The following is an 11,701-nucleotide window of genomic DNA, read 5'->3' as shown; positions in this document are numbered from 1 at the left end:
ATGGTTGAGTTTGGCTTAAATTTTCTACTTTTGCACTCTCAAAATTTGGTCTTAGTTAAGCTTAAGGCAAATACAATAAAGTTTTAAAATATGTTATCAGTTTCTAATCTATCAGTTCAATTCGGAAAACGCGTACTTTTTGATGAAGTAAGCACCACATTTAATAATGGTAATTGCTATGGTATTATTGGTGCCAATGGTGCCGGAAAATCTACTTTTTTAAAGATTATAGCAGGAAAAATGGATCCGACTTCAGGAAGTGTTCATTTAGAGCCAGGTAAGCGTATGTCTGTTTTAGAGCAGAATCACAATAAGCATGATGAAGACACGGTTTTAGAAACCATCTTAAAGGGAAACAAACCTTTATATGAATTGAAATCTCAGCTAGATGCTCTTTATGCTGATTATACGGATGAAAATGCTGAAAAAATAGGTGAGCTTCAAGTGCAGTTTGAAGAAATGAATGGTTGGAATGCAGACAGTGATGCTGCAGCTATGTTGTCTAACTTAGGAATTAAGGAAGAATACCATTATACCTTAATGAAAGATTTAGATGGAAAGCAAAAAGTACGTGTATTATTAGCACAAGCTTTATTTGGTAATCCAGATTTGTTAATTATGGATGAGCCTACCAACGATTTGGATTATGAAACAATTTCGTGGTTAGAGAATTTCTTGGCTAATTATGATAACTGTGTGATTGTGGTTTCTCACGATAGACACTTTTTAGATTCTGTTTGTACACATATTTCGGATATCGATTTTGGGAAGATTAACCATTTCTCTGGTAACTATACGTTTTGGTACGAGTCGTCTCAATTAGCAGCAAGACAACATGCACAGCAAAATAAAAAGGCTGAAGAAAAGAAGAAAGAATTAGAAGATTTTATTCGTCGTTTCTCTGCTAACGTAGCTAAATCTAAGCAAGCAACGAGTAGAAAGAAAATGATTGATAAATTAAATATATCAGAAATTAAACGTTCTAGTCGTCGTTATCCTGCTATCATTTTTGAACGCGATCGTGAAGCTGGAGATCAGATTTTGAATGTTCAAGGCTTATCTGCTAGTATAGAAAATGAGGTTTTATTTAATAATATTGATATCAACTTAAATAAAGGAGATAAAGTTGTTGTGTATTCTAAAGATTCTAGAGCAACAACAGCTTTTTATCAAATACTTAATGGTAATGAACAAGCGGATTCTGGAAAATTTGATTGGGGAGTTACTACCACACAATCGTATTTGCCATTAGATAATAGCGAATTTTTTAATAATAAATTGACTTTGGTCGATTGGTTACGTCAGTGGGCACAAACAGAAGAGGAGCGAGAGGAAGTGAATATTAGAGGATTCCTTGGGAAAATGATTTTTAGTGGTGAAGAAGCTCTAAAAACATCAGATGTTTTATCTGGAGGTGAAAAAGTACGTTGTATGCTTAGCCGTATGATGATGATGAGAGCTAATGTATTAATGTTAGACGAGCCAACCAACCACTTAGATTTAGAGAGTATTACAGCGTTTAACAATTCGTTAAAAAACTTTAAAGGCACCATTTTATTAACAACACATGATCACGAGTTTGCGCAAACCGTTGGTAATAGAATTATAGAATTAACACCAAGTGGAGTTATTGATCGTTATATGACGTTTGATGAGTACATGAGTGATAATAAGATAAAAGAACAACGCGAAAAGATGTATAATGTAACGGCTTAATAGCATCTTATTTCTTTAAAATAAAAATGCTGATATTTTTTAATATCAGCATTTTTTTTGTTTTAACTCGAAGTATCTATTCATACTAAGTCAAGGTTTTAAAAACCAGACTAAGTATTTTAGGTTGTACATTCTATTCATGGGAGAGCGTTTCTTATCATTATGAAGCAGCTTCCATTTCTGCTTTTACTCTATTAATAATCGCCATAGCTTTATCTAATTCATCATTATGGACAAAAACTTCTTGAAAGCCTTGATTCATTGATGCATAACCTGCTAAACGTTGCGATTCTCCTTCATCTTTTATGATTGGTATTATGCCAGAGGCTTCCAATTCGTCTTTAACTCGTGTAACTAAAATAAAATTACCGTAGTAAACTTTTGTATATTCTGTAGTGCTCATAATTATAGGTATTAATTCATATAGAAAAGTTACGATTTTTTTTTTGAGATTATTTACTAAATAAATCATAATTTTATTTGTGTTGGCTATAATATTTTGTTTTTGAATAGTTTTTAGCTATTGAAAAATTAATTAAAAAAATGCGTAACTTAAGCCTAAAGCGCATTAATGCATAACTTTATAAAAAATTAAACACATAAAAATTGTAATACATGGAAAAGAATCCTCACGAAAACGATGCTCCTCAAGGGAAGAATTTTGATATTAATGAAAGCGCTGCTAAATGTCCTTATTTAAGCGGTACAGTAAAACACACAGCTGGAGGTGGAGTTAAAAACCGAGACTGGTGGCCAAACGAATTAAAACTTAATATTTTACGTCAACATGCAACGAAGTCTAATCCTATGGGAGAGGATTTTGATTATGCTGAAGCGTTTAATAGTTTAGATTTTGACGCGCTTAAAAAAGATGTTACTGATTTAATGACCGATTCACAAGATTGGTGGCCTGCAGATTATGGTCATTATGGAGGCTTAATGATACGTATGGCTTGGCATAGTGCAGGAACCTACAGAGTAGGTGATGGTCGTGGAGGTGCAGGATCTGGAAACCAACGTTTTGCTCCTATAAATAGTTGGCCAGATAATGGAAACTTAGATAAGGCCCGTTTGTTATTATGGCCTATTAAACAAAAATATGGGAATAAGATTTCTTGGGCAGATTTAATGATTCTTGCAGGAAACTGTGCTTTAGAATCTATGGGGTTCCCAACCTTTGGTTATGCAGGTGGGCGAGAAGATGTCTGGGAACCAGAACAGGATATTTATTGGGGAAGTGAAACCGAATGGGGAGCAAACGAGGATAGATATAAAGAAGGCGATTTAGAAGATCCGTTAGCAGCGGTAATGATGGGATGGATTTATGTAAACCCAGAAGGGCCTAATGGACATCCGGATCCTATGGGCTCTGCACGTGATGTAAGAGAAACTTTTGGTAGAATGGCTATGAATGATGAGGAAACTGTAGCGCTTGTTGCTGGTGGACATACCTTTGGAAAAGCACATGGTGCAGCAGATCCTAATACATACGTTGGAAAAGAACCACATGGTGCACCAATTGAAGAGATGAGTACAGGGTGGAAAAATTCATTTGGTACAGGTGTTTTAGATGATACCATTACAAGTGGTATAGAAGGAGCATGGACACCAAATCCGACGCGTTGGGATAATGAGTATTTTGATGTCTTATTAAATTATGATTGGGAATTAACTCAGAGTCCGGCAGGCGCTCACCAATGGAAACCAACAGCAGCGTCTAATGCGCGAATGGCACCAAAAGCAGGTGATGCCAATGGTAGACAAAGTTTAATGATGACTACAGCAGATATTGCACTAAAAGTCGACCCTATTTATTTAGAGATTTCTAAACGTTTTCATACCGATCATAAAGCCTTTGAAGATGCCTTTGCCCGTGCTTGGTACAAATTAACACACCGTGATTTAGGACCAACATCACGTTATTTGGGGCCTGAAGTGCCCAAAGAAGAACTATTATGGCAAGACCCCATTCCTACAGTAAACTATACGCTAAGTGATACCGATATTGAAACACTAAAAGGTATGGTTTCAGATTCAGGATTAACTATTGCTCAACTTGTTACTACTGCTTGGGCTTCTGCCTCAACTTTTAGAGGTTCAGACAATAGAGGTGGTGCTAATGGTTCTCGTATTCGATTAGAACCACAACGCAGTTGGGAAGTAAATAATCCAGCAGAATTACATAAAGTATTAGCCGTTTTAGAAGGTATTCAGAATGCATTTAGCGGAGACGTTTCTATGGCAGACCTTATTGTTTTAGCTGGAAATGTTGGTGTAGAAAAAGGATTGAAAAATGCAGGTTATAATCATACTGTTGCTTTTACACAAGGTAGAGGAGATGCCACACAAGAGCAAACAGATGTAGAACAGTTTGGCTATTTAGAGCCATTAGCAGATGGCTTTAGAAATTACATAAAAGGCGACTTAAAAATTGCAGCAGAAGATTTATTAGTAGATAAAGCAAATTTATTAACACTTTCTGTACCCGAATTAACCGTTTTAGTTGGTGGTTTACGTGTGTTAGGAGCTAATTATGATGGTTCTCATTACGGTGTGTTTACAGATACTGTTGGCAGTTTAACTAACGACTTCTTTAAAAACATACTTGATTTTACCTACACATGGAAAGCTACTTCAGAAGACGATCGCTATTTTGAAGGCCGTAACCGTAAAACAGGAGACGTGACCTTTAAAGGGACGCGAGCCGATTTAATTTTTGGGTCTAATACCGAATTAAGAGCAATTGCAGAAGTGTACGGAGCTAACGATGGTCAAGAACGCTTTGTTAAAGATTTTGTTGCGGCTTGGACTAAAGTGATGAATTTAGACCGTTTTGACTTAAAATAATTAAAGGAATTCATATAATATATAAAGAGGAGTGAGCTTAAAAACTTATTCCTTTTTATTTTAAAAAAGAAAGATCATGAGAGATATCGATGTGTTTTTTGAGGCGATTAGATCTGGAGATAAAGATAGATTAGAAGCCTTAATACATATAAACCCTAAATTAATTAACGAAAAAGATGCTCGTGGATTTACTCCACTTATTTTAGCGACCTACTTTGATAATGACGTGGCCACGCAGATACTTATTAATCATAAGGCGGATCTTAATGCTAAAGATGCTTCAGGAAATACGGCATTGATTGGTGTTAGTTTTAAAGGGAATGTTGCCTTGGCAACCACCTTATTAGAACATGGAGCCGATATTAATGCGGTGAATACTAATGGTATCACAGCTTTGATATTTGCTACGCAATATAACAAGGTTGCTATTGTAAAATTGCTTATAGACTATAAAGCAGATACTAGCATTAAAGACAAGGATGGTAAAACGGCTTTAGACTATGCGAGAGATAAACAATTTCATGAGATTGTGGAGCTTTTAAGTTAGTATATATTATTGCTTTAATTAAAAACTGAGTTTAAAATTAGCTTGTTAAAGCTTTTTAAACTCAGTTTTTTTGTTTTAGATGCATACTATTATAATGTTTTTTGGTATTATTATACTTGTATAGCGCTATTGGAAGTTAGAAATAACCAAATTTCCAATTTGTAATTAATCCATCACAAACTTAAATCCTGCTGTAATAATACTTGAAGAAAAAGAGGTGTCTCTATCATATTGATAGAACTTTAAATCAATACTCTTTAGTCCAAATTTCCCAATATGAGCCTTTGTGAAAATATCTGTGTACGAGACACCAAAACCAAATTGGTTCGCTGAATATTCAGAAAGATCATAATCAGAGGTATAATACTCGTCCGTAGATAAAGCCGTCTCATAAGGTTCAAAATAATCGGCTGCGGTTTGATTATAGAACCTGTAGGATGGATATAGGGTGAATTTATCAGTAATTTTTATTGGGACTTCAATACTAGCTGTATGTGAATTAATGCCCCAATCATCAAAATAATAACGATAGAATGTTCTGACGGTAACCGTTTCATTTAAATACCAGTTTAAGCGACCACCAGCAGCCACTTTAAATCTTGAATCTGGTAAACTTTCATTCGCATCAGCCAATTGAAAATCATCAATAAATGAATCTGCTACATCACTAAAATATACGCGTTGAAAAGGTGTAGATAATAAACCTTCTTGCTGTACAAAATCTAAAGCTAACGATCCTTGTACGTTTTTATGAAGAATTTGAGAGAATCCAAATCCTAAGGCATAAGAATTACGTCCTTCATCTTGAAACTCGTTAAATATGGGGTTATAATTTGGGTTACCTGTTATGGTGTTTTGCGTAAACAAACGATTATTTATCCCATTGCCATTGTCACCAAAAGGTCTTAATTCAATTGGATAAATAGCATCCCAGGTGTCGATGTATACATTAGCGTTAACACTTACTTCGGTATTCTTCTCGTTGAATAGTTTTGTATAGCTTCCTCCAACTCCAGCTGAAAAATAATCGTACTCAGAGGATACAGATATTTTTGCCGACCAAATATCATTTCTATCGTCCGAGCTGTGCGTATAACTTCCTGTTAAATTTGCCCAAAGATCACTACTTGATGCCCCAGAGGATGCTTGAAAAGGATCTGCTGTACCATCATCAAAAGGATCAATATTACTTGATGAGGCTGACGTATACGCTGAAACACCTGCATCAATAGTTAAGACGTCATCATCATTTAAAGGGATGGACACCACAAAGGTTCCTGTAACATCCGTTAACTCTTCTGTTCCAATGCCGCCACTTACTGCAGCATTATCTCCATCTTGAGCATAATAACTGGTTAAAAAATCTACTTCTGTAGTTTCTAACACACGTTTTTTATACACTTTAGTTGAGTCTTGCGCATAAGATTTAGCAAAAGCAAATACGCAAACTATTAAAATTATCTTTTTCAATTTTATTGATTTATTAGTTACAGCCGCAGCCACCTCCAGTTTTCCCACCATTTGCTCCTACAGCTGCCTCACGGTAAGAATGCATCGTAGAGGTATTACGATCAGCTTTCTTATCTGATAGTGCCATATCAGGGTCGTTAATATTTACTTTTTCATATTCCTTCACCACAACACAACTACTAAGAGAAGTTGTTATTAAGGCAGCATATATAAATTTTTTAATCATAATTTATTGATTTCTATGTTCTTTGATTTTGAAATATTTCCGTTATCATCTATGATAATACATTCTATTTTGGGTAATTGATTAATACGGTCTAAACCCGCTTCTTTTCCCATCACAAAAACCGAAGTTGCAAGGGCGTCTGCCAATTCAGCTTTTGGTGCAAATACAGTCACACTTATAATTCCGGTAGAAGGATAACCTGTTCTTGGATCTATAATATGCGTGTAGCGTTTGCCGTTAAAGTTGACATACTTTTCATAATTTCCAGATGTTACTACAGATCCATTTGTAATAGGAAGCAATGCAAAGACTTTATTTTTATCCATTGGGTTGGTGATGGCGACTTTCCAATCTTCACCATTGGTTTGTTTGCCCCAGGTATTCATGTCACCAGACGCATTAATTATCCCAGATGTGACCCCTTTAGACATCAGTAATATTTTTGCTTTATCAGCCGCATAGCCTTTTCCTATTGCGCCAAAGCCAATTTTCATTCCCTTTAGTTTAAGGTAGATGGTGCTCTTGTTTTTATCTAGAACGATGTTTTGATAACCTACTTTTTCAACAGATGCTGTAATTTCTTTTTCCGAAGGCATAGTGGTCATGCTACCATCAAACTTCCAAATTTTATCCATTGACGCATAGCTAATATCAAATGCTCCATCGGTTAATTTTGAAATACCAATGGCTCTTTCAATTAGATTAAAGAGTTCTGCATCAACCTTAACAGGTTTAATTCCTGCGTTACGATTAATTTCTGAGGTTTGAGAATTCTCATCCCAAGAGGAGATTAACTTTTCAATTCTTGAAATTTCTGCGACTGCTGTATCTATATATTTGTTGGCTTGTGTAGAATCGTTTGCCACAACTGTTATGTCAAACCGACTCCCCATAAGTTTAAGCGTGCGCTTATAGGGCTCTTGCGCTGTACTAACCATCATTGAGATTAGCAATACTATGGCGAATGTATGTTTCAAATTACTTTATAAAAGCGTTTAATTCTTTAATATAATTCTCGGGTGTCGTTTTTTTATAACTATTTTCACCTAGCACTTTACCATTAGAATCTAAGACTACTACGAAAGGGAAGAACCCTTGTTTATTGTATATTTCGGCAAGTTGTGCGTTTGCTTTTGTTTGCGCTTCGGATAATGCATTTTTCTTTCGTTTCGGAAAATCTGCTTTTAGCATTACATAATTTTCATTGGCATAGGCTTTAAATGTATCTGTACTCCAAATTTCTCGGTCAAGCTTAATACATGGTCCACACCAATCTGAACCTTGAAAGACTAATATGATAGGCTTACTTTCTTTAGTGGCAATTTCTTTTGCAACTGCAAAATCGGTTTGCCATTCTTGAGCGCTTGCGGTATTAACACCAACAATCATTAGAACTACTACTGCAATTATTCTTTTCATTGGACTGTATATTTAATTCTGATTATTCCTTAGTCAAGTATTTGACCAATACCTATCAACGCATGTAATATTTTTTTGTTGCAGGCTGGGTCTATATTTTATGTAATTAAAAATAGAGTGTAAAAATTGCTCATTAGGGCTTTTTTTGAGCTCCTTTGTTTTTTTACTTAAGTATGGCGTGTGCTTTATTAGTGTTTACAGGGAGTTTACCTTTGTTTGAGCTGAATCTATCATGCTGTAAGGTTATCATAACTATAGTATAAGCATGCTATAACCACGCTATAACCTATATTTTGTATTTGCGTTTTTTTGAGTGAAAATGGATCTCATTTATGATAAACCTATCTTGATTGGTTGCTTTAGTTCATTACTCTTTTAGTTTCATTACCTCTTCCAACAATGGTGCGAGTCCGTTTTCTGTTATTGTGTCATTATTCCAAAAGCTCAGAACACAACTCATATAATTTCCTCTAACTTCAGTTGCGACATAGAAAATGGTCAACGTTTTGCCACCAGACATGCTTGCTAAAACAGAAGTCAATCCGGTAAAATCATAAATCACTTTTTTGGCTTTAGTTTCTGTTCCTTCAAATTCTATATCAACTATGGCTTCCGAAATTACTTTTCCATTTTTTCTTGATTTAGTTATCGCAAACTGCTGTTCAACTGTGTTTTTTGCATCCTCTAAATCTTTATGTACAGACCAATTCATTTCACCGTAATATGGACATTGCACGGTATTTACATTGGTCCAATTACAACCCGTTCCTAATTTTATTTTTCTACCAGCAAAATTGATACTATCAATTTTCATTGCGGCATAATTTTCTTTTGGTACTTTATCTTCAATTATAAGTTTTATAAGTGTTCGTTCGAATTCCTTGTCTCTTTTATTAATTGAACTGAATTGAATAATTGTAATCCGTTTTTCATGATTTTCAATAAAATAATAGGAGTTGTTTTGAACTAAACTCTCGGTAATTTTATCTGCTTTCTCAACGTAGTAATTATTATAAGGCAACAGTTCGTCTTTCGTTTTCTCTTCGTTCTTTTTTATGTCATATTTTCTGTAGACTTTTTTAAGCCCTTTTTCGGTAAATGGATAATTTAAAGTTTGACTTGTAATTGTATAACCGTCAATATTAAAAAACGATGTTCCATTATTATAAATAGCTTGTAACCTACTGAAAATACTATCATTTTGAGCGAATGAAACTGTAAATGCAAGAAGTAAAATAATTGTAAATCGTTTTTTCATAGGTGCAGAATTAAAGCTAGATTAGGTTTGAATTATAAAACCAAAATCTTATGCTGTTAAAAGTACTAAATTTTAGTTTTTCTTCCTCTTGAATATATGTTTCTAAAACTGAATTTGAAAACAAGACTCCTCTTTTGTCTTCTAACCCTTGTAATTTATGGCTGCCATTTAGTAAGTGCGGTAACCATTGTTTTTGTGGTGAATGTTTCGTGTCTTCAATGGCATAATGCTGATGTGATGGTGTCATGTAGAATTGTGTTGGGGAGAATTGTAAGTCGTATGGATTCTTACGGTTTTTTATGTGTTGTCGTTAGGTGTTTTGATATCTAATTTAGCAAATATAAATCTAATAGCGTATCTGATCGCATTTTAGTGAACAGGTTAGAATTACGAAATTATGTATATAGCTTTTAAGGTTATTAGCATTAATTACTATTCTGTGTATTGGTATTATTTGTCACTCTATGTAATTTATGATACTATAAGCTTGTTTTAAGCACATTATAAGCACGCTATAACCACGCTATAACCTGTATTGTAAAATTTTGTATATTGCTGTTTTATAGGTGTTTAACTTAAAATTTGATATTATGGCACAACAGACCGGAATTATCCCTTTAGTAGGCACGTTAAATGGTATTAATTTTTATTATTTGAATGGCAAGCCGATTGCACGAAAAGCAGGTGGTGGATTTACTAAAAAAGCAATAAAAAGCAAGTCTAGTATGCAGCGTGTGCGTGAAAATGCCAATGAATTTGGCCATTGTTCTGCGGTGAATAAAGCGTTTAGATTTGCATTGTCCCCGTTTTATAAGGGGCACAAATTCACACATTTTCATAGTCGTTTGATGGGCTTGTTTACGCGTATAAAGGCCTTAGATACGACGCATAAACGTGGTGAACGCTGTGTTTTTGAGGGGATAGGGCAGGTGCAAGGTCTTCAACTATTGCAACAGTTTAGTTATACGCCAGCTTGTGATGTGAGGCGAATTTTGCCTTTTGAGTTTCATGTTTCTGATACTGATTTTAGGTTAACCATTAGTGATTTTGATATTACGCAGGTGGGCTTTGCAGATGGTGCTACCCATATGGCGCTGACTTATGGTGTTTTGGATTTTGATTTTGAGCATTTGAATTATGCTCTGCATTTGGCTCCTTCGTTAGTTTTAGATCGTGCTAATGCTAGTTCTACTTTAGTTTTAGAACCCGATACTTTACCCAATGGTCTTGGTACTGCGCTATGTGTACTTGGTGTGCGGTTTTACCAAGAGGTTGATGGGGCTTTGTATGTTTTAAATGCTAAAGATAGTGTAGGTATTACGGTTTTGAAATGTGTATAAGACGTTGGAGGTTACGATTAGGTATGCTCTAAAGCGTCTGTCTGTGCACGTTACTCAGTAAGCATATAAATATTTAATAACTCTTATTTTGATAATTTATCTTTGTCCTTAAATTCTTTAATACATTTTTGTTCTATAGTGCTTTGCATATGATATCTTTTCTATGTCTACGATATTTGATTATTATAAGTAAATTCTAGCAATGAATTATATAGGTTGTTGGCTGTAGTTCCTTTAATTGGTATATTTTTTTATTAATTCTTTTTCTTTCTCAATCAGTTTGGTTCTTGTATGTCCAACAGGTTCATTTTCCAACTTTTGTCTCAATTCAATAAATTTATTCGCAAAGTCATAAAACGTTTCGCTTGTGGTAAAACGCTCTAGCCATTCGCCGAAATCAATTAAGTCGTCTTGATTTTTGGTATAATCAAAATATTCAATTAGTTCTTCTAGCTGCCAATTTGAAGCTTCAGATTTATTGAATTGAAGTGAGTCTTTTTCAAGAAATTTGTCAAAAATATAAGTATTAGACATAAAAGTTTGAATGGCTTTTTTTTCGGCTTGTTCAGTTCTTTTGGTTTTAAAAAGCGTAATGGTCCATTCAAAAAGGAAGATGGGATAGCCAATGTCTTCAGGGAAATTTTTTGTAAACCAATTGAAGTATCGTAAGGCCCCAGTGAAATCTCCTAATTTTAAGTATAATTCCGGTGGTAAATAGCGTAAGCCGCCTCCATCGTGATAAAATCCGCCCCAATGCTTTTTGTCTGCTTGAAGGTCTTGTTTAATTTTCTTGATTTTATTTTTTAGTCTTTCTTCCTGTTTAGGTGTCATTATTTTCTTTAATTATAGTCAGCGGTTTTGTTTGTGATTTGCTTTGC

The 11,701-nt window shown here is 34.6% G+C and carries 12 protein-coding genes; 4 read left to right on the top strand and 8 right to left on the bottom strand.

Features of this window, described 5'->3' with window-relative positions; translation table 11 throughout:
• Nucleotides 1-90: 90 nt before the first annotated feature.
• The gene (locus ABD730_RS03270; protein WP_344712538.1) at nucleotides 91-1,716 is read left to right on the top strand and encodes an ABC-F family ATP-binding cassette domain-containing protein; all 1,626 of its coding nucleotides are present in this window, start codon (nucleotides 91-93) and stop codon (nucleotides 1,714-1,716) included.
• 160 nt (nucleotides 1,717-1,876) lie between these two features.
• Here the strand turns inward: ABD730_RS03270 and ABD730_RS03265 are convergent, their stop codons facing one another.
• Nucleotides 1,877-2,119 carry a putative signal transducing protein gene (locus ABD730_RS03265; RefSeq protein ID WP_215924874.1) on the bottom strand — a complete coding sequence of 81 codons (243 nt, stop codon included), beginning with the start codon at nucleotides 2,117-2,119 and terminating at the stop codon, nucleotides 1,877-1,879.
• A 212-nt stretch (nucleotides 2,120-2,331) separates the two neighbouring features.
• On the opposite strand from ABD730_RS03265, the gene katG reads away from it, so the two are divergent.
• The gene (gene katG, locus ABD730_RS03260) at nucleotides 2,332-4,563 is read left to right on the top strand and encodes a catalase/peroxidase HPI (protein WP_344712536.1); all 2,232 of its coding nucleotides are present in this window, start codon (nucleotides 2,332-2,334) and stop codon (nucleotides 4,561-4,563) included.
• Between the two features lie 76 nt (nucleotides 4,564-4,639).
• Complete coding sequence (locus tag ABD730_RS03255; protein ID WP_344712534.1) at nucleotides 4,640-5,110, top strand: ankyrin repeat domain-containing protein; 471 nt, start codon at nucleotides 4,640-4,642, stop codon at nucleotides 5,108-5,110.
• A 165-nt stretch (nucleotides 5,111-5,275) separates the two neighbouring features.
• On the opposite strand, the gene ABD730_RS03250 is transcribed toward ABD730_RS03255, so the two are convergent.
• The 6 genes from ABD730_RS03250 to ABD730_RS03225 all read right to left on the bottom strand — a co-directional run bounded on the left by ABD730_RS03250 (nucleotide 5,276) and on the right by ABD730_RS03225 (nucleotide 9,730).
• Nucleotides 5,276-6,631 (bottom strand): DUF3570 domain-containing protein, encoded by a 1,356-nt coding sequence (locus ABD730_RS03250; protein ID WP_344712532.1) that lies wholly within the window; start codon nucleotides 6,629-6,631, stop codon nucleotides 5,276-5,278.
• A complete protein-coding gene (locus tag ABD730_RS03245) occupies nucleotides 6,594-6,806 on the bottom strand; it encodes a DUF4266 domain-containing protein (RefSeq protein WP_344712530.1) in 213 nt (70 codons plus the stop codon). Before ABD730_RS03245 ends, ABD730_RS03250 begins: the two co-directional genes overlap by 38 nt.
• Nucleotides 6,803-7,783 carry an FAD:protein FMN transferase gene (locus tag ABD730_RS03240; RefSeq protein ID WP_425583499.1) on the bottom strand — a complete coding sequence of 327 codons (981 nt, stop codon included), beginning with the start codon at nucleotides 7,781-7,783 and terminating at the stop codon, nucleotides 6,803-6,805. Before ABD730_RS03240 ends, ABD730_RS03245 begins: the two co-directional genes overlap by 4 nt.
• 1 nt (nucleotide 7,784) lies before the next feature.
• The gene (locus tag ABD730_RS03235; RefSeq protein WP_344712528.1) at nucleotides 7,785-8,225 is read right to left on the bottom strand and encodes a thioredoxin family protein; all 441 of its coding nucleotides are present in this window, start codon (nucleotides 8,223-8,225) and stop codon (nucleotides 7,785-7,787) included.
• A gap of 367 nt (nucleotides 8,226-8,592) precedes the next feature.
• Nucleotides 8,593-9,483, bottom strand: a complete 891-nt coding sequence (locus ABD730_RS03230; RefSeq protein WP_344712526.1) for a hypothetical protein — start codon at nucleotides 9,481-9,483, stop codon at nucleotides 8,593-8,595.
• 16 nt (nucleotides 9,484-9,499) lie between these two features.
• Complete coding sequence (locus ABD730_RS03225) at nucleotides 9,500-9,730, bottom strand: hypothetical protein (RefSeq protein ID WP_344712524.1); 231 nt, start codon at nucleotides 9,728-9,730, stop codon at nucleotides 9,500-9,502.
• A 343-nt stretch (nucleotides 9,731-10,073) separates the two neighbouring features.
• Here ABD730_RS03225 and ABD730_RS03220 point away from each other — a divergent pair, with 343 nt between their 5' ends.
• Entirely contained in the window at nucleotides 10,074-10,823 is a 750-nt protein-coding gene (locus ABD730_RS03220; protein ID WP_344712522.1) for a hypothetical protein, read from the top strand.
• 234 nt (nucleotides 10,824-11,057) lie between these two features.
• Here ABD730_RS03220 and ABD730_RS03215 read toward each other — a convergent pair whose 3' ends face one another.
• Nucleotides 11,058-11,654 carry a hypothetical protein gene (locus tag ABD730_RS03215; protein ID WP_344712521.1) on the bottom strand — a complete coding sequence of 199 codons (597 nt, stop codon included), beginning with the start codon at nucleotides 11,652-11,654 and terminating at the stop codon, nucleotides 11,058-11,060.
• Nucleotides 11,655-11,701 lie beyond the last annotated feature (47 nt).

Origin of the sequence: Winogradskyella damuponensis, from assembly GCF_039538385.1 — a bacterium.
In the GTDB taxonomy this organism is placed as follows: domain Bacteria; phylum Bacteroidota; class Bacteroidia; order Flavobacteriales; family Flavobacteriaceae; genus Winogradskyella; species Winogradskyella damuponensis.
The sequence above is the reverse complement of the archived record's forward strand: the minus strand, read 5'-3'. Positions and strand labels throughout refer to the sequence as shown.